The sequence below is a fragment of the Enterobacter cloacae complex sp. XAL002 genome, from assembly GCF_049236805.1.
Classification (GTDB): domain Bacteria; phylum Pseudomonadota; class Gammaproteobacteria; order Enterobacterales; family Enterobacteriaceae; genus Enterobacter; species Enterobacter intestinihominis.
Genome location: NZ_JBMKJN010000012.1, coordinates 120,849 through 138,643 on the forward strand (window position 1 = coordinate 120,849; position 17,795 = coordinate 138,643).

Annotated in this window: 15 protein-coding genes; 4 read left to right on the plus strand and 11 right to left on the minus strand. The window is 55.2% G+C overall.

Features of this window, described 5'->3' with window-relative positions; all coding sequences use genetic code 11:
- The first annotated feature begins 210 nt into the window (after nucleotides 1–210).
- Nucleotides 211–513, plus strand: coding sequence for a DUF2755 family protein (locus ACOT0L_RS13695; protein WP_003859159.1), 303 nt, complete (start codon nucleotides 211–213; stop codon nucleotides 511–513).
- On the opposite strand, the gene ACOT0L_RS13700 is transcribed toward ACOT0L_RS13695, so the two are convergent.
- From ACOT0L_RS13700 to ACOT0L_RS13710, 3 genes are all read right to left on the minus strand, one after another.
- Nucleotides 514–1,611 (minus strand): DUF1615 domain-containing protein, encoded by a 1,098-nt coding sequence (locus ACOT0L_RS13700; protein WP_126503132.1) that lies wholly within the window; start codon nucleotides 1,609–1,611, stop codon nucleotides 514–516. It lies immediately after the preceding gene.
- 12 nt (nucleotides 1,612–1,623) lie between these two features.
- Nucleotides 1,624–2,844, minus strand: a complete 1,221-nt coding sequence (gene sbmA / locus ACOT0L_RS13705; protein ID WP_022647202.1) for a peptide antibiotic transporter SbmA — start codon at nucleotides 2,842–2,844, stop codon at nucleotides 1,624–1,626.
- A 114-nt stretch (nucleotides 2,845–2,958) separates the two neighbouring features.
- On the minus strand, nucleotides 2,959–3,492 hold the full coding sequence (locus ACOT0L_RS13710; protein ID WP_058677396.1) for an isochorismatase family protein: 534 nt from the start codon (nucleotides 3,490–3,492) through the stop codon (nucleotides 2,959–2,961).
- A gap of 204 nt (nucleotides 3,493–3,696) precedes the next feature.
- Between ACOT0L_RS13710 and ampH the strand changes: the two genes are divergently transcribed.
- Entirely contained in the window at nucleotides 3,697–4,857 is a 1,161-nt protein-coding gene (gene ampH / locus ACOT0L_RS13715; RefSeq protein ID WP_022647200.1) for a D-alanyl-D-alanine-carboxypeptidase/endopeptidase AmpH, read from the plus strand.
- Nucleotides 4,858–4,859: 2 nt separating this feature from the next.
- Here ampH and ACOT0L_RS13720 read toward each other — a convergent pair whose 3' ends face one another.
- Entirely contained in the window at nucleotides 4,860–5,486 is a 627-nt protein-coding gene (locus ACOT0L_RS13720; protein WP_022647199.1) for a helix-turn-helix domain-containing protein, read from the minus strand.
- Nucleotides 5,487–5,573: 87 nt separating this feature from the next.
- On the minus strand, nucleotides 5,574–8,348 hold the full coding sequence (locus ACOT0L_RS13725) for an autotransporter outer membrane beta-barrel domain-containing protein (protein WP_126503134.1): 2,775 nt from the start codon (nucleotides 8,346–8,348) through the stop codon (nucleotides 5,574–5,576).
- Between the two features lie 452 nt (nucleotides 8,349–8,800).
- Between ACOT0L_RS13725 and hemB the strand changes: the two genes are divergently transcribed.
- A complete protein-coding gene (hemB, locus tag ACOT0L_RS13730) occupies nucleotides 8,801–9,775 on the plus strand; it encodes a porphobilinogen synthase (protein WP_003859169.1) in 975 nt (324 codons plus the stop codon).
- A gap of 125 nt (nucleotides 9,776–9,900) precedes the next feature.
- Nucleotides 9,901–11,625, plus strand: coding sequence for a lysophospholipid acyltransferase family protein (locus ACOT0L_RS13735; RefSeq protein WP_126503136.1), 1,725 nt, complete (start codon nucleotides 9,901–9,903; stop codon nucleotides 11,623–11,625).
- 69 nt (nucleotides 11,626–11,694) lie between these two features.
- On the opposite strand, the gene tauD is transcribed toward ACOT0L_RS13735, so the two are convergent.
- The 6 genes from tauD to mmuP all read right to left on the minus strand — a co-directional run bounded on the left by tauD (nucleotide 11,695) and on the right by mmuP (nucleotide 17,649).
- The gene (gene tauD / locus ACOT0L_RS13740) at nucleotides 11,695–12,546 is read right to left on the minus strand and encodes a taurine dioxygenase (protein ID WP_022647196.1); all 852 of its coding nucleotides are present in this window, start codon (nucleotides 12,544–12,546) and stop codon (nucleotides 11,695–11,697) included.
- Complete coding sequence (tauC, locus tag ACOT0L_RS13745) at nucleotides 12,543–13,370, minus strand: taurine ABC transporter permease TauC (protein WP_022647195.1); 828 nt, start codon at nucleotides 13,368–13,370, stop codon at nucleotides 12,543–12,545. The genes tauD and tauC overlap by 4 nt, the downstream gene beginning before the upstream one ends.
- Complete coding sequence (tauB, locus tag ACOT0L_RS13750; RefSeq protein WP_022647194.1) at nucleotides 13,367–14,134, minus strand: taurine ABC transporter ATP-binding subunit; 768 nt, start codon at nucleotides 14,132–14,134, stop codon at nucleotides 13,367–13,369. Before tauB ends, tauC begins: the two co-directional genes overlap by 4 nt.
- 10 nt (nucleotides 14,135–14,144) lie before the next feature.
- Nucleotides 14,145–15,107: a taurine ABC transporter substrate-binding protein gene (gene tauA, locus ACOT0L_RS13755; RefSeq protein WP_038415446.1), complete on the minus strand. Its 963-nt coding sequence runs from the start codon at nucleotides 15,105–15,107 to the stop codon at nucleotides 14,145–14,147.
- Nucleotides 15,108–15,329: 222 nt separating this feature from the next.
- A complete protein-coding gene (gene mmuM / locus ACOT0L_RS13760) occupies nucleotides 15,330–16,262 on the minus strand; it encodes a homocysteine S-methyltransferase (protein ID WP_063841512.1) in 933 nt (310 codons plus the stop codon).
- Complete coding sequence (gene mmuP / locus ACOT0L_RS13765) at nucleotides 16,249–17,649, minus strand: S-methylmethionine permease (protein ID WP_023305550.1); 1,401 nt, start codon at nucleotides 17,647–17,649, stop codon at nucleotides 16,249–16,251. The genes mmuM and mmuP overlap by 14 nt, the downstream gene beginning before the upstream one ends.
- Between the last annotated feature and the right edge of the window lie 146 nt (nucleotides 17,650–17,795).

Below are 17,795 nucleotides of genomic sequence, written 5' to 3' on the forward strand. Positions count from 1 at the left end.
TGATAAAGCCGTCTGTGGCGGATACGTAAATTCTGAAAAGCAGCGTAGTTTCACTTATGTTATCAATTTGTGACGTGATGCAGAAATCGACAATCCAGGAGAAATCCTGAGCCGAATTTCCCACGATTCTGATATTGACAAATGCTATGACCTGTCACACTCACCCTGTACGACGCGTATTAAAACAGAGTGATATTTTCGGGAGGTCTTATGGCAGACTTTACATTGTCGAAACCGATTTTTGGCGGAAAACAACCAAAAACCTCCACGGCGGGGAATATTGCCTATGCCCTGTTTGTTCTGTTTTGTTTCTGGGCAGGAACCCAACTGCTGAATATGCTGGTGCATGCCCCTGGCGTGTATGAGCATCTGATGCAGGTGCAGGATACCGGCCGCCCGCGCGTTGAAATCGGTTTAGGCGTGAGCACCGTATTCGGGCTCATTCCCTTCCTCGCGGGCAGCATGGTTCTGGGCGTGATTGCGCTCGTGCTGCGCTGGCGCAACCGCCACTGATTACAGTCCCATACAGCGAGCCCGACGATCGTCCACGCGTTTTGCGAACCATGCGGTCGTCAGGTTACGCGTGATCTTCGGGCTTTCAAGCTGAATGCCTGGCAGAATGGCTCTGGGTAGTGCCTTTCCACTTTTCTTCTCTGCAAGCGCGAAAACCTGCTTATACAGATCCGTTTTCTCAAACGCCAGGCTGTCACCCTTCTCCAGCTGTCGGCGAATGTCACTGTTGCTCATCTCCAGCTTCGTCGAAAGTTTTCGCACTGCCCGTTCGGTGGACCCTGCCTCGCTGCTGCCGTAAGCAATGAGATCGCCATCCAAAGCGAGCTTCACACCGCTGGCACGGCTTACCGCATTCTGGAAGGCTGCATTTCGGCTGGCATACCAGCCCGCGTTAAAGTCGGCAAAACGATACAGCGGTTTATCGTAGCTGGCCGGATAATTCAGCAGGTGATACGTCCCAAACCACAGCCCACCGCGCAGGGAGAAGACTTCCTGACGCACCGTACCGTCGATATCCCACGGATAGCCGTCGGTATGCTTTTCCGCAAATGCGATGCTTACCTGCATCGGACCGCCGGTATGTACCGGATTCAGCGAGCCAAACAGCTTCTGCCCCATCGGCACCATATTGATGAAATCATCGAAAATGGCGCTGAGCTGCCTCTCGGTTTTCACCGTATCCAGCCGTTCGCTGTAGCTTTTCCCGTTTGGCGAGGTGATTTTAAGGGCGGTATGTACCAGGAAAACCGGGATATGCATCGATTCGGCCCGGCGGTCGATCTCCTTCCAGGCGATTTTGTTCAGGCCAGGCACAACAGGATCTGACTGATACATCGATTCCTGCTGCGCCACCGCCAGTACAGAGCAGATGTTCTCCTCGGTAGGCGCGATCTTCTGACTTTTGAAGGTCGTTGCCAGCGCATCAGCCCACTCACTGCGATCCTTCACGCTGGCGGGCATTTTTTGCCGCACCACGCTCGCCACATCAACGGGCTTCTCCCCTTCTTTGAGCGGGGTAGCCCCTTTCTCGGCACAGCCCGCCAGCACGACGGCGGCGAGTAACGTCAGCGGTAATGCACGTGGTACGGCAAATGGCATAGCAATTCCTTTTTAACCTAATGTATGGGTGACTTCCTGCAAATCCTTATCGTCCAGCTCACGCTCGAAACTGCGTAAACGTTTGTAGATGGACATCAGCTCCACCAGCGTAGTCCAGGAGCTAATCAGGTACTGGAACGAACCGCGAACCTGACCAAAAACGTTGGTGATCTGGGTCATCAGACCGAGCGTAATCGTACCCGCAACGATGGACGGGAACAGCAGGAACAACCCGAAAACGTTATCAACCTGAAGATAAAGGATGCGCGCGATATTGAAATACATGTAATGGAAATAGAGGCGGAAGTAATTACGACGTACGGCGCCAAACAGCTCACGCACGGTAGGCGGTGACGCACGGTTGGGATCGTCTTCACCATACACCAGCTCTTTACGGTAGGCCGCTTCCACGCGCTGGTTTTTAAATTCCAGCCCCGGCAGCTTGATCCCCACCACTGCCAGCAGTCCCGTTCCCATCAGCGACCAGACAATCGCGGCAATGACCAGGCCGTACGGCAGATGGCCGACAATCGGCAGTTCCGGAACGTGGGATGAGAGCGTCACCAGCACCGGCAGGAAGGCGATCAGCGTCATGATGGCATTAATAAAGCTCACGCCCATATCTTCGAGTGTAGAGGCAAAACGCATGGTGTCTTCCTGCACACGCTGTGCGGCACCTTCGATATGACGCAGGTGCTGCCAGTGCGCCATATAGTGTTCGTTCATCGCGGTACGCCAGCGGAACACATAGTGACTGACGAAAAAGTTATTCATCACGCCGATCACCACGGCGATGAGGGCGATGCCGAGGAAGATCCCCACCTCATGGTAGAACTGGTTAATGGTCACTTTATGCGGCGAACTCAGCGCCGTCTGGATCAGATCGTAAAACGGCGCATACCAGGCGTTGACCGCCACGCCCACTTCCACCAGGAACCAGGTGACAAAGATGATTAACGACGTGCCGAGAATCGACCAGTATTGCCAGCGGTGAGGCGAATAGATAAACCAGAACATGGCAAAAAGCCCCACGCAGAGCATGTAATAAGCGTAGAAAAGCAGATAGCTCATGGACCAGAAGCGCGCAGCGCTAATGGGAATGTCGCCCGTTGCCCCCGTAAGACGGGTCAGCCACGCGCCGCCACCGGCCTGCCAGAAAATGACAGCCAGCAGTGCCCAAATAAATGCCGACAGGAAAAAGGGCCCCGGCTTTGGGAAAAAAGACTTAAACATTGTGCTTCCTTCTTGTTGTTATGGCTGTTGCTGTGTTTAACATATCGCCACACGAAACCTTGCCTGGGCCAGCCTCCCGGCTCAGGCAAAAAAGTCAGACCTGCGGGTGAATTATTAGTTCGCTTTCCAGTTTTCAAGAATTGTTTCGGTGCGTTTCACCGAAGGCGGGTTGGCAGGGGCGATGAAGTTACGCCAGACATCGTTATAGTGCGCGATCAGAACCTGGGCATCGGCCGCTGGACGATTGGCCGTGGTGTGGGCATCCTCCGCAACCGTGATGTGGTAGCCCCGGCTGACACCGTTTTTAAAGGTGGCATCGACACAATAATCCGTCGCGCAGCCGCAGATAATAAATTCATCGATCTCCTGTTCGCGCAACAGTGCCTCGAGCGAAGTGTCATAGAAGGCATCGCAAGCGGTCTTCGTGACGTAAAACGCCCCTGCCGGCTGGTTGAGATCGGGCAGCAATGCAAACCCTTCGCTCCCCTCCTCTAGCCCGCCAGCTTCAGTATGCTGTATGAAAATAACGGCCTCAGCAGCCTGGGTAAGCTGATTGATCAGTGAGACACATTTCTCACTCTGATGGCGCGGCGTCTTAAACACCCCATTCTGCATATCAACCACCAAAACCACACGCTTTTCAGACATACCGTTCTCCGCAATAATGAATGTAACTGGTGACTATCATAAGCCCGATGTCACAAAATGGGAGTCTGGCCGTAAGTAAATTGTGCAAATTTACCCACGGTTACGTTTTTCTCGCTATCGTTATGCAAATCGGACGATTGCCCGACGCCGATTAGTAGTATAACTACCCGTAACTCTCCTTATTCACTGGATGGATGCTTTTCGTTGAAACGTTGTCTGCTCTCTTTCGCCGCGCTGTGTGCGGTGAGCCTGTCCACCGCCCAGGCAGCACAGCCTCTGACGGCACCGGTTCTGGCCTCTGACATTGCCGATCGCTATGCGAACCTTATTTATTACGGCAGTGGTGCGACGGGAATGGCGCTGGTCGTGATCGACGGTAACCAGCGGGTGTTTCGCAGCTTCGGTGAAACACGACCGGGAAATAACGTTCGCCCGCAGCTGGATTCCGTTATCCGTGTCGCGTCGATAACTAAGCTGATGACCAGCGAAATGCTGGTGAAATTGCTCGATCAGGGCGTGGTAAAACTCGACGATCCACTCAGCAAATATGCGCCACCCGGCGCTCGCGTTCCGACATATCAGGGAACGCCGATCAGGCTGGTGAACCTGGCGACCCATACCAGCGCCCTGCCGCGAGAACAGCCCGGTGGCGCTGCGCATCGCCCTGTCTTTGTCTGGCCAACTCGCGAACAACGCTGGAACTATCTGAGCACCGCAACGCTGAAATCGGCTCCGGGTTCTCAGGCTGGCTATTCTAACCTGGCGTTTGATCTGCTGGCCGACGCGTTAGCAACGGCATCAGGTAAGCCTTACCCTCAGCTGTTTGAAGAGCAAATCACGCGTCCGCTCGGGATGAAAGATACTACTTACACCCCCTCCCCGGACCAGTGCAAGCGTCTGATGGTGGCGGAAAAAGGGGCCAGCCCGTGTAATAACACGCTGGCAGCCATTGGCAGCGGTGGGGTTTACTCTACGCCTGGCGACATGATGCGCTGGATGCAACAGTTCCTCTCATCGGATTTTTACGCGCGCAGTAATCAGGCCGACCGAATGCAGACGCTCATCTACCAGCGTGCTCAGTTACGTCGCGTCATTGGTATGGATGTTCCCGGTAAAGCCGATGCCCTCGGCATGGGCTGGGTATATATGGCGCCAAAAGATGGTCGCCCGGGTATTATTCAAAAAACCGGTGGGGGTGGCGGATTCATCACCTACATGGCGATGATTCCGCAATCAAACGTGGGCGCTTTTGTGGTGGTCACCCGGTCACCGAACACCCGCTTCGTGAATATGAGTGATGGCGTAAATAACCTTGTAGCCGAGCTGAGCGCCAATAAAGCGCAGGTACTTACGGCCGCTAACTGAGCTTAATAGTCCGTGGGCAAACGGTTGATACTGATCAGTTTGCCCCGGCTCATATTGATGTAGTTCCCCTGACGCAGCGCCGCCAGAACCTCCGCAACCACCGAACGTGATATACGCGTGCTACGCTGAATATGATTCATCACACCAATTTTTGAGCGTAGCGTGTCATCCCACTCGGCCATATTGATTAGCATCGCCCGAATTTGGCTATACGAATTATTTCCGACCAGCTGGATATCACGTTTTCCCAGTAAATGATTTAGCCATGAAAGCCAGCAGAATGCTTCTTGCCAGAGTTGCGCTTCTTGAATAATTTCGCATGCAGTAGAGGCTGGCAAATAAAATCCGGTACAAGGTGTTTGTGCCATCAGGGAATATTCAAGATAGCTGTCATTAATCCATGCACTTAATCCATGAATATAGGGTGCCCGTGCAATACCCACGAGTAATTCATCTGATTTACGGTGAACGACTGTCAGGCCGGATTGTATTACAAATGTCAATGGTTCATCATCATTATTGCCGGTAGTTATAAATTGTTGTGGTTCCGTTTTAAATGGGGTACCGGCGACTTCCAGACACTTTATGAGCCGGCTTAATTCAGAAAGTGGTTTCGCATTAACGTTCATGCATACCTCAAGTCATCTGTATATGTCGGTTCTTTATTATTTTTAAAGCACATAAAAAAGCGGGGGCAAAATCCCCCGCGTTTTTTCTTACCAGGTATATTTCACACCCAGGTTTGCTCCCCAGTTCTGGTCAACGTCGCCGCCGCCCAGATAAGTCGCATCAGTGTAAGCACTGAAGTTTTTCGTGAAGCTGAACTGAGTGCCCAGTCCCACGCGAACCGCAGAGCCTTCCACGCCGTTGTCAATGCTGTCATTGTTGATATCAGCATTGTTGTCGGCATCGTCATACACGTAAGCCAGCTTGAAGTAAGGGGTTAATGCCTGCTCGCCACCGTAGTTGAAGGTATAACCTGCATCCACGCCGAGCTCATAACGCATACTGTCGTAAGACTGGCCATCGATACGCATGTCGTTGCTTAACTGATAGTCATCACCGGACTGGAACAGGCCAGAGATCGCCGCGTAAGGCGTGACGTAGCCAGACAGGTTTGGTTTCCAGTCATAGCCCAGTTTCATCCCGAAACCAACGGCGTCAGTCGTGGTATTACCGTCAACATACTGACCGTTGCTCATGGTAGCAGAGAGGTCGTTGTTGAAGCGGGTGTAGCTCATGGAGCTGTCGAGGAAGATGTCGTTCATGAACTTCGCCGACGCGTAGATCATCGCAGTCTGGCTGTCCTGATCGACCTGACCAGTACGATCGCTGATATCACCCTTCGCGAAACCAGCCGCACCACCGACAATCCACTTCGCGTTATTACCGTCGATCTGAGTATCCAGACCTACCATAATGCCGCTTACGTCCTGATCGTAGCTAACGGTGCCATTATCCGCGTCAAAGTTGCCGCCAAAATAGCTCACCCATGCGCCGCCGTTATCTGCCAGGCCATGACGGCTGTTGGTCAGACGGGTACCCACGGTATCCTGTTGCAGATTCCAGATGTTGGTATTGGCAGAAGGAATGCTCAGCGCCATGTTGGCGTAGTCAGTCAGCTCTTCCTGCTGGAGAACAACGGTGTCACCCTTCTGCTGCGCCTGATAGGTGTATGCACCTAAATCAGCTTTGTTTGCCGCATTAAAGCTGGCAGCGGTATCCGCGTTATTGTCATAGACGCGAATGATCTCTTTGTTTTTGTAGTCAGCTACGGAGCCTGCACCGGTCGCATCGTCGATGCGCACTTTATAGTTACCGGCAACGTCACCGTTCACCGCCAGATGGCCGTCAGAGTTCAGCGCGACAACACCATAGTCGTAGTCCGCTTTATGGCTATCGTTGGTGATATAGCGTGCGTTGTTCAGGTCGCTGTTCAGCACATAATCGCGGCTGGCAACGTTGAGCACACCGCCATCAGTCAGCACCATATTGTGCGTATCAACCTGACCCAGACCCAGCGCCAGCTCTGCACCGTTGTCTACAGTAATGGTGTTGGCATATAGTTCTGCCGTCTCTTCAGTCAGTGCCGCACGGCTGTAACTATCCAGATACAGACTGTCGGTTGCCACGGCACCGCTGTCGCCAATATTCAAGGTTGAAGCATTGGTCAGGGTGATGGAATCTGCCAGCAGGCCGGAGTTTTCAACATTGACCTGAGACTGGTTGTTCACCGTCAGTGCATCGATGTTGGAGATCTTGCGGGTATCCCACTCGGAACCGTTATCCAGCGCCACGTTGAACAGGCCGCTCTGATACACCTCTTCACCGGCAACGTGACCGTTGCTGTCAAAGGTAGAATCAGGCCAGATGCTATTCGGGGACAATGCGTGCCAGTCTACGTTGCTGTAGCCCTGGCCATACATCTGCGCAGTGCCGATAGCTTCAACGCTGGACTGCGCTGCACCCACCCACTTACTGCCGTTGGTCAGCGTGACATCCAGTTTATCGGTACCATCCCAGCCGTTGGTGGTTGGGTTATAGACGCCATCTTCTGTGGTATCCGTTGCCGGATCGCCATTCTCGTAGAAGTTGTTATCAAAGGTGCTGGAGAAAAGAATGTCACCCGTAACGGTAGAGTGATCGAAGGTAGCGGTGGTCTGCATGGCGTTATCAGACGCACTGGCAGCAACGATCAGCGCCGCATCATCCGCAGCCGTGGCGTTGGTTTCACCGTAGTCGCTTGGCTTCGCCGTTTGACCGTAGAAGCCGCTGGTACCCAGATCGCTGTATGCGCCAGAGGTCAGCACAGAGTCTTTCACCACCAGCGTATCGGTAAAGATATTGCTGCTGTTAGCAACGCCTTCAACACCGTCGTATGGCGTGTTATCAAGCTCCTGATAACCCTGCGTCAGCGTGATGCCCGCGATGTGGGAATTGTTCTGAATAACGATATCAGACTCAACATCCAGGGTGATGGCGTTACCCAGACCATAGGTGTCCAGATAATGCGTTTCAGTGGTATCGCCATTAACGACATCATACGCATAATGCTCGTAGGTATCGTTGATGGTGGAGTTATCAACAGTCAGGCTAAAACGATCGTACTGGGTATGCGTAGTGCCGTCAGTATCCACGCCTTCTGCACACGTCGTGGTCATACACTCTGACGTGATCATGCCGTTAATGGTGCTGTTAGAAATACTCAACGCGTTCGCACGGCCATTGACACCATCATCCAGATAGTATGTCGAAATAACTCCGTTTACGGTTGATTTATTGATGACTGGATAAATGTCACCATCATGTGTGGCATCTGAATAATCCCAGTCAGCATAACCATAATACCAGGGCGTGGACGCAGTATTGTCATATCCAAAAGTATTATATGTCGTGCCGGATATATCTTTCGCATTGGCCTGAGAAGCGATAGCCAGTGTGCAGGCTAATGCAAGTTGTGATACAACCAGTTTCTTTTTCCATATTTGCATTGGGTCATCCCTCCTCAGGGACGTAAGCAAGTTTGTCCATCAAATCATTTGGCAACGTTTAATTGCGGAAGGAATTATGCAGTTTCACTTCGAAAAGGTTCAATGAATGATTCCATTAAGTCCGTATTCAGACAAATAAGCTTATAAACCCAGGACAATATCAATCATTATGAATAAATATTATAAATTCAACTGATTGCAAACTACTTTAGTTGCTTCGACACATATAATAAAAAGCAATAAATCATTTATATTTATAATCCCAAACCAATATAGAAGCCTCACCAATATCACATACCACTCTGGACACCATAATAAGATTTATAATATATACAAAATACATGTAGCGTATATTAATCGATTTCGAAAATCTAAAAGACAACTTTAGTAAAACACCACTCTCCGCTTTCAGGTACACTAAGCCTCTTTGTTCCACAAACATCAGGCATACCATGACCGATTTAATTGCTCGTCCCCGTCGCCTGCGCAAGTCACCCGCACTGCGCGCCATGTTTGAAGAGACAACACTGACCTTAAACGATCTGGTGTTGCCGATTTTTGTTGAAGAAGAGATCGATGACTACAAAGCCATCGACGCGATGCCGGGCGTGATGCGCATTCCTGAAAAGCATCTGGCCCGCGAGATCGAACGCATTGCGAATGCGGGCATCCGCTCGGTGATGACGTTCGGTATCTCCCACCACACTGACGCAACCGGCAGTGATGCATGGAAAGAAGACGGCCTCGTGGCACGCATGTCGCGCATCTGCAAAGAGAGTGTGCCGGAGATGATCGTCATGTCCGATACCTGCTTCTGCGAATACACCTCTCATGGCCACTGCGGTGTGCTGTGCGATCACGGCGTGGACAACGATGCGACCCTGCTGAATCTGGGCAAGCAGGCGGTGGTTGCCGCCGCCGCGGGTGCGGATTTTATTGCACCTTCTGCGGCAATGGATGGTCAGGTTCAGGCTATTCGTCATGCGCTGGATGCGGCAGGCTTTACCGACACCGCCATCATGTCCTACTCCACCAAATTCGCCTCCTCCTTCTACGGCCCGTTCCGTGAAGCAGCGGGCACGGCGCTGAAAGGCGATCGTAAAACCTATCAGATGAACCCGCTGAACCGCCGCGAAGCGATTCGTGAATCTCTGCTCGATGAAGCACAGGGCGCAGACTGTCTGATGGTGAAACCGGCCGGCGCGTATCTGGATATCCTGCGCGACATTCGCGAACGCACCGAACTGCCGCTGGGCGCATACCAGGTGAGCGGCGAGTACGCGATGATCAAATTCGCCGCGCAGGCGGGTGCCATCGACGAAGAGAAAGTGATCCTCGAAAGCTTGGGGGCGATCAAACGCGCGGGCGCGGATCTGATCTTCAGCTACTTCGCGCTGGATCTGGCTGAGAAGAAAATTCTGCGTTAATCCGCTTTAGCGCCGGGTGGCTTCGCCATACCCGGCCTACTCTCTGCGCGAATCTTCACCAAACTGCAATACAACCGACATCTCCTCCTTCTACTGTCTGGGCAAGACGGCAGGAGGAGTGATCAATGTTTAGTCTCGACAGCGTTCTTGATGACCTTTGGCCTCAGGCGAGGCCCGCACCCTGGCAAAAAAGTCTGTTAAAAAGACTGCTCCACGAAGACGAATTTCAGCAGTTTGCCGCCAGCCACCGTCACCTGAAAGGGCTGGATATGGTAGAGCAGGTTCTGGAACACCTTGATATTCTCTGCACCATTTCCGCCCGAGACCTCGAACAAATCCCCGAACACGGCCCACTCATTGTGATAGCGAACCACCCGACGGGCACCCTGGATGGGCTGGCGCTACTGTATGCCGTTTCGCGCGTGCGCCGGGACGTCAAGGTTGTCACCAACCGGATGCTGTCTCACCTTGAGCCCCTCAGCTCGTTGTTTATCCCCGTGGACAATATGGGCGGCAGAACCGCAAAAGCATCTCTGGTGCAGATGGAGCAGCACCTGCAAAACGCCGGCGTGCTGATCTTCTTCCCGGCGGGCGAAGTCTCCCGCCCAACGCGTAAAGGCATCCGCGATAAAAAGTGGCATCCGGGCTTTATCAAGCTGGCCAGCAAACTACGGGTACCGCTGCTACCGGTACATATTCAAGCCCACAACAGCCTGCTGTTTTATGCCAGCACCCTGGTATCGCCGACGGTATCCCTGCTGCTGCTGATGCAACAGATGTTTCGCCGCCGCCACAGCCAGCTGCCGATCAAAATCGGCCAGCAGATTGCCTGGAATGATCGGTTTAGCTCTACCCTTTCATCGCGTGAGATGGCCGAGCAGTGCCGTCAGCACGTGATACGACTTGGCAAGGGATTGCCTGGCGTCTTTAAAACCCAGTGCGCCATTGCCCGCCCGGAAGACAGGGCCACGCTGAAGCGGGAGCTGGCGCAGGCCGAATGTCTGGGCAAAACCAGCGATGGTAAAACCATCTATTTGTGGCAGCGCAACGGGCAGGAAGAGGCGCCTCTGCTGCGCGAGCTGGGGCGACTGCGCGAGATTGCCTTTCGCGCCGTGGAGGAAGGCAGCGGAAAACGCCGGGATACCGACAGCTACGATGATGACTATCTGCACCTTATTCTGTGGGATGATGATGACCTCGAGATTGTCGGCGCGTACCGCTTTATGCCAACGGCCATGCAGGTGGAAAAGTGCGGCGTCGAGGGATTGTACAGTTACAGCCTGTTCCACTACGACGAAAAAATGCAGGACATACTGGAGCACGGCATTGAGCTGGGGCGCAGCTTTATACAGCCGCGCTACTGGGGACGTCGCGGTCTGGACTACCTGTGGTCAGGCATTGGCGCCTATCTGGCGCGCTATCCACATTACCGTTACCTGTTTGGTCCGGTGTCCATCTCCGGCGGCTTACCGCCTGCCGCCCGGGATCTGCTGGTCGCGTTTTATCGTATCTGGTTTCCGGCCAGCCACCCGTTAGCCGCCTCGCGTCAACCCTACCCGGCGTCACTCCCGGACGTGCTGGCGCAATTTAGCGGGGTGGATTACGTGGATGACCTGACAAAGCTCAAATCCCTGCTCGGCAATCTGGGCTGCGGTATTCCGCCGCTTTATAAACAATATTCCGAGCTATGCGAGCCAGGCGGCGTGCAGTTTATCGATTTCGGCAGCGATCCGGCGTTCAATAACTGTATCGACGGGCTGGTGCTGGTGGATCTGTGTTATCTGAAGGCGAACCGCTATCAGCGGTATATAGAGGCGCACTTAATACCCTCACCCCTGCCCTCTCCCTAAAAGGGAGAGGGTGAAAACCGCACCGGTCAGTCCCCTCGCCCCTTTGGGGAGAGGGTTAGGGTGAGGGGCTCAAACCGCACGGTAGAACGGCTTATCCCCCAAAATCGTCGCCCGCTGCATAATCCTTCGCTGCGGCAGGTAATCCGCATTGGCGTAATGCTGCGTGACGCGGTTATCCCAGATCGCCAGATCGTTCTCCTGCCAGCGCCAGCGCACCTGAAACTCCGGCTTCGTGATATGCGCAAACAGGAAACTGAGCAGCGCCTCGCTCTCTTTTTCCGTTACGTCCACAATGCGCGAGGTAAACCCTTCGTTCACAAACAGCGCCTGCTTGCCGGTCACCGGATGGGTACGCACCACCGGGTGCAACAGCGGCGGATGCTTTGCAACCGCATCCAGCCAGCGCTGGTGCTCCTCTTCCGTTTTACGGTACTTATACTCCTGGAACGATTTTTTAAAATCATGCTCCGCCCGCAGGCCACTTAGCAAGGTCTGGAACGGCGCGGAGAGCGCCTCAAACGCCGCAATGCCGCTCGCCCACAGCGTATCGCCGCCGGTCTCTGGCAGTAGTTTTGCTGCCAGAATCGCCCCGGCTGGCGGTGTGTCGATAAAGGTAACATCCGTATGCCAGTTGTCATTATCGGGCGGGTTATCGTTATGAGTGTCCAGCACGATAATTTCCTCCACCCCTTCCGCATGCGGGTAGACCGGGTGGATATGCAGGTCGCCAAAACGCAGGGCCAGCGCGCGCTGCTGTTGCGGGGTGATGGCCTGATCGCGCAGGAACACCACCTGATGGCGCAGCACCGCGTGGTACAGCTGCTCAAACTGGTTATCGCTCAGCGGACGGGTTACGTCCAGGCCCGACACCTGCGCGCCAATGTACGGCCCCAACGGGATAATCGTCAGACGTTCACTCATTGTATTTCTCCATGCCAGGGCGTCAGGCGACGCTGTAGCGTGCGCAGTCCCAGTTCTAATCCAAAGGCGATCGCGGCGATGACCGCGATCCCTGCCAGTACTACGTCAGTCGCCAGGAACTCTCCCGCCGACTGCACCATAAACCCAAGGCCGCGCGTGGCGGCAATCAGCTCTGCCGCCACCAGCGTTGACCAGCCCACCCCAAGGCCGATGCGCAACCCGGTCAATATCTCCGGCAGCGCACCTGGTAAAATGACGAACAGCAGTACCTGCGCGCGGCTGGCGCCGAGCGACTGCGCCGCACGTATGCGTACCTGCTGCGCACTCTTTACGCCAGCCAGAGCCGACATTGCTACCGGCGCAAAAATAGCCAGATATATCAGTAAGATCTTTGACGTCTCGCCGATGCCAAACCAGATCACCATCAGGGGCAGATAAGCCAGTGGCGGTACGGGACGGTAAAGCTCTATCAGCGGGTCGAGAATGCCGCGCACCGTCGGGCTCAGTCCCATCGCAATCCCCACCGGAACGCCAATAATGACCGCCGCCAGCAGCGCCACCAGAATACGCGTCAGACTGGCGCCTAAATGCTGCCAGAGGGTGGCATCCATAAAGCCCTGCGGTCCGGCGATGGCGATCAGTTTTTCCAGAACCTGGCCTGGCGGGGGCAGAAACAGCGGGCTGATCCACTGCTGCGCGGCAACCGCCCACCATACCGCCAGCAACACCACCAGCGTGCTGACGCTTAAGGTGAGCTGGCGAGAGAACGGCCAGCGTAAGGCACGGCGCGTCCGCCGCGTTTTTTCACTGAAGACAATGCTCATGAGAACGCCTCCCGCTGTTCAAACACACGGCTCAGAATGTATTCCCGTTTTTCGATAAATAGCGGGTCTGATTTAATGCTGCGTACCGGCTCTCCCGCCACATAGCGCCGGGCAAACTCAAGCGGCAGACGCTCCAGCACGCGTCCCGGTCCCGGTGAGAGCAGCACCAGCTCCGTCGCCATAAACACGGCCTCTTCGATATCGTGGGTGATTAACAGCACCTGCTTGCCGGTTTCGTGCCACAGGCGCAGCAGCAGGGTTTGCATCTGCTCACGGGTAAAGGCATCCAGCGCCCCGAAAGGTTCGTCCAGCAACAGCAGCTGAGGGTTAGCCGCCAGCGCACGGGCAATCCCGACGCGCTGACGCTGCCCGCCTGAAAGCTGCCAGATAAAGCGTTTTTCAGCCCCCTCCAGCCCGACCTTTTTCAACATGTCGCGCGCCGTATTCAGACGCTGTTCACGCGCTACGCCGGCCAGTTGCAGACCAAACGCAACGTTTTCCTGCACGTTTCGCCACGGAAGTAGCCCTTCGTTCTGGAAGACCACGCCGCGCTCTGCGCCCGGCCCCGTTACCCGTTTTCCTTCGAGTTGGATCGTGCCGTGCTGATACGGTACAAACCCGGCGATCAGGTTCAGCAGCGTCGTTTTCCCGCAGCCGGACGGCCCCAGTACGACCAGCAGTTCACCGCTGTCCAGCGTCAGGTTGATCTCTTTCAGGGCGGGTTTGCCGCCGTAATCGGCAGACAGGTTTGTAATGTTCAGCATCGCAGCCCCCTTATTTCACAAAGCGGTCGGTCACGAACCGGCTGTAATCCGCTGCCACCGCAGGCACTTTGCCCTGCTCTTTCAGGAACGTCGCAGTGTCGACAATCGCTTTGCTCACCGGCCCGTTCAGCTGCTGGACCTGCTGCGCAGGTGTCAGATAGGTGTTGCCTTTCACCAGCCCCGGCACGTCAGCTTCCGGCACACCGCTCAGACGTGAGAGTTTCTCCAGGTTGGCGGGCTGTTTCAGCCATTCATCCGGGTTGCTGATGTAAGGCTGCTGGGCGTCGATGGCGCTTTTGGCGAAGGCTTTCACCACTTCAGGGTGTTTTTCGGCAAAGTCCTTACGAACGACCCAGACATCAAGTGTTGGCGCCCCCCATTGCCCCACTTTTTCGGAGTCGGTCAGCACGGTGCCGTCTTTTTCCAGCTCGTTGACGGCGGGCGCCCAGACGTATGCTCCGTCAATGTCGCCACGCTGCCAGGCGGCAATAATCGCTGGAGGTTGCAGGTTGATGATCTGCACCTGGCCCGGCTTAATGCCCCAGTGTTTCAGCGCTGCCAGCAGGCTGTAATGCGTGGTGGAGATAAACGGCACCGCGATGCGTTTGCCAATCAAATCTTCGGGTTTCGTGATGCTTTTCTTCACCACCAGCGCTTCGGAATTTCCGAGCTGCGATGCCAGCAGGAAGACTTCAATCGGCACCTGCTGGCTGGCGGCAACGGCCAGCGGGCTGGAACCCAGGTTGCCAATCTGCACGTCGCCCGAGGCTAACGCCCGCACAATTGCCGCGCCGCTGTCGAACTTGCGCCAGTCGACGTTCGCCCCGCTCGCTTTGGCGAAGGTGTTATCCGCCTGCGCGACTTTCGCCGGTTCCGCGGAAGTCTGATACGCCACGGTGACGTCCACCGCCTGCGCCTGAAATACCCACAGCGCCAGTGCACCAAGTAACGTGATTCGCGATGAAATTGCCATACCGTCTGCTCCCCTTGTTGTTATAAGGGCAGTATTTCCGGCGCGAGAATTTTGATAAAGGAATAAAAAAGAATCGCTAATGACGATTCGTTTTTAGAAAAAAAGCGGGAAAGGATAGTGAATTTTGTGCGGTTGTTTCGCAGGGTGGCGCTACGCTTACCCGGCCTACGGTTCGTGCAATTTGTAGGCCGGGTAAGGCGCAGCCGCCGCCCGGCAAAGGCCTCAGCGCTGAACCGTCAGCGCAGCAATATCCTGCGGCGTGGTCCGACAGCAGCCGCCAATCAGCTTCGCGCCTGCTTCCAGCCACTGCGGTAAATACCCCGCCAGCGTCTCGCACGTTTCACCGTGGTGATGCCAGGTTTTACTCACCGCATCGTAATGCTCGCCGGAGTTCGGATAGACCACCAGGGGCAGCGACGTCAGGCTGTGCAGATGCGTCAGCGCCGCCGTGGTGTTTTCCAGCGCGATACAGTTAATCCCCAGCGCGACAACCTGCGGGTAGCTTTCCAGCGCAGAAACAACATCCCGCAGCGGCGTTCCGTCGCTCAGGTGCTCACTGTCACGCAGGGTAAATGAGAACCATGCCCGGGCGCGCGGATATGCCGTCAGCAACGCCGCCAGCGCCTTAATCTCAGTGAACGAAGGCAGCGTTTCACAGGCCAGGAGGTCCGCGCCCGCATCCAACAGCGCCTCTACACGCGGGCGGTGGAAGGCGGTAAATTCTTCAGCGCTACGCACATAATTGCCGCGATACTCGGAACCATCGGCCAGATACGCGCCGTAAGGGCCCACAGATCCCGCCACCAGTAAAGTGCCTGCATTTGCGTTCTCAGCCAGGTACGCTTCGCGCGCTTTGCGTGCCAGCTCTACGCTTTTGCCGATCAGCGTCCGGGATTGCGACTCGTCCAGCCCGCGAGCGGCAAAGCCTGCGGGTGTCGCCTGATAGCTGGCGGTGATCGCCACCTGTGCCCCCGCGCGGTAGTAGTCGAGGTGTACGTCGCGGATCAGCTCCGGATTTTCCATCAGCACTTTGGCCGACCAGAGACTGTCGGCAAGGTTACAACCGCGCGCTTCCAGCTCCGTTGCCATCGCCCCATCCAGCACGACAAACGGCTGTTTTTCAAGGAGGGCGGTAAGCGGATTATTCTGCGACATGTTCAGGCTCCTGCGTGGTCAGATTTCGGGTCAGGTAGTACGCACCATAACACAGGGCGACAAACGGAAGCCCGCAATAAAGGGCAATACGCTGGCTGGGGTCAAACCACAGGCCGACGCAGGCCACCAGGCAGAGGATAAAGCCAAGCACGGGCACCAGCGGATACCATGGCGCGCGATACTGCAACGCGGATAGCGGCTGGCCGGACTGCACGTGACGGCGACGAAACACGAAGTGCGACGCGCAAATGCTAATCCACACCGCCACCACCGCAAAACCGGAAATGGCTGACAGGGCCACAAACACCGTATCCGGCGCGACCACGCTGGAGAACAGCGCCAGCACGCCACCCAGCATGGAAACGGAGAGCGCCGTCAGCGGCACACCGTTTTTGTTGACGCGGGCAAAGCAGCGCGGCAGCGTTTTCTCGTTAGACAGAGACCACAGCATACGGCCAGAGGCGTACAGGCCCGAGTTCGCCGCCGAGAGGATCGCCGTCAGGATCACGAAGTTAAAGATATCCGCCGCATACGGAATGCCGACCTTTTCAAACACCAGCACAAACGGACTTTTCTCCACGCCAGCCTGCTGCATGGGGATCAGCGCCGCCAGCACAAACACGGTGCCAATAAAGAAGATGATGAGCCGGGCGATGGTGGTGCGAATAGCAACCGGAATAACCTTGTGTGGGTTTTCCGTTTCCCCTGCCGCGATGCCGATAAGCTCCGTTCCTGAGAAGGCAAAGTTGACCGCCACCATGGTCATCAGGATCGGCAGGCCACCGTGCGGGAACCAGCCTTCGGCGGTAATGTTGCTTAGTCCCGGCGCGGCAGAGCCGTCCGCCATCGGGATAAAGCCAAAGATGGCCGCGCCGCCGAGAATAATAAAGGCGACGATGGTGATAACCTTGACCAGCGAGAACCAGAATTCCCCTTCCGCGAAAAAGCGCGTGGAAATCACGTTAAGACCAAAAATCACAGCGCAAAAGACAACGCACCACGTCCAGACGGGAACCTGTGGGAACCAGTACTGCATGCAGAACCCGGCCGCGGTAAAGCTCGATCCCAGCGCCACTGTCCACGTAAGCCAGTAGAGCCACGCCACGGTATACCCCGTCGCCGGACCGAGATAGCGGGCGGCATAGACGTGAAACGCGCCGGTTTCCGGCATCGCCACGGAAAGTTCGCCCAGACATTGCATGACCAGCCAGACCACCAGCGCACCGATAAGATATGCCAGCAGCGTGCCCGCCGCGCCGGTTGTCGAGATGATATATCCGGTATTGAAGAATAACCCTGTGCCGATAACGCCACCCAGCGAGAGCATAATCAGGTGGCGGGTTTTCATGGTGCGCTTAAGTTGCCCGTTTTCTTGTTGTGTTTGCATGTTACCTTCTAAACGTATGGACATCTAAACATCCAAAGAAGGAGTGTTATACCGCGATTGTTAACAAAAAGCCACCCGGCGCGACTTCAGCGCAATTATTGGTAAATCCTTAAATCAGTTCTATAGTCGACACAGTTTCTTCTTCA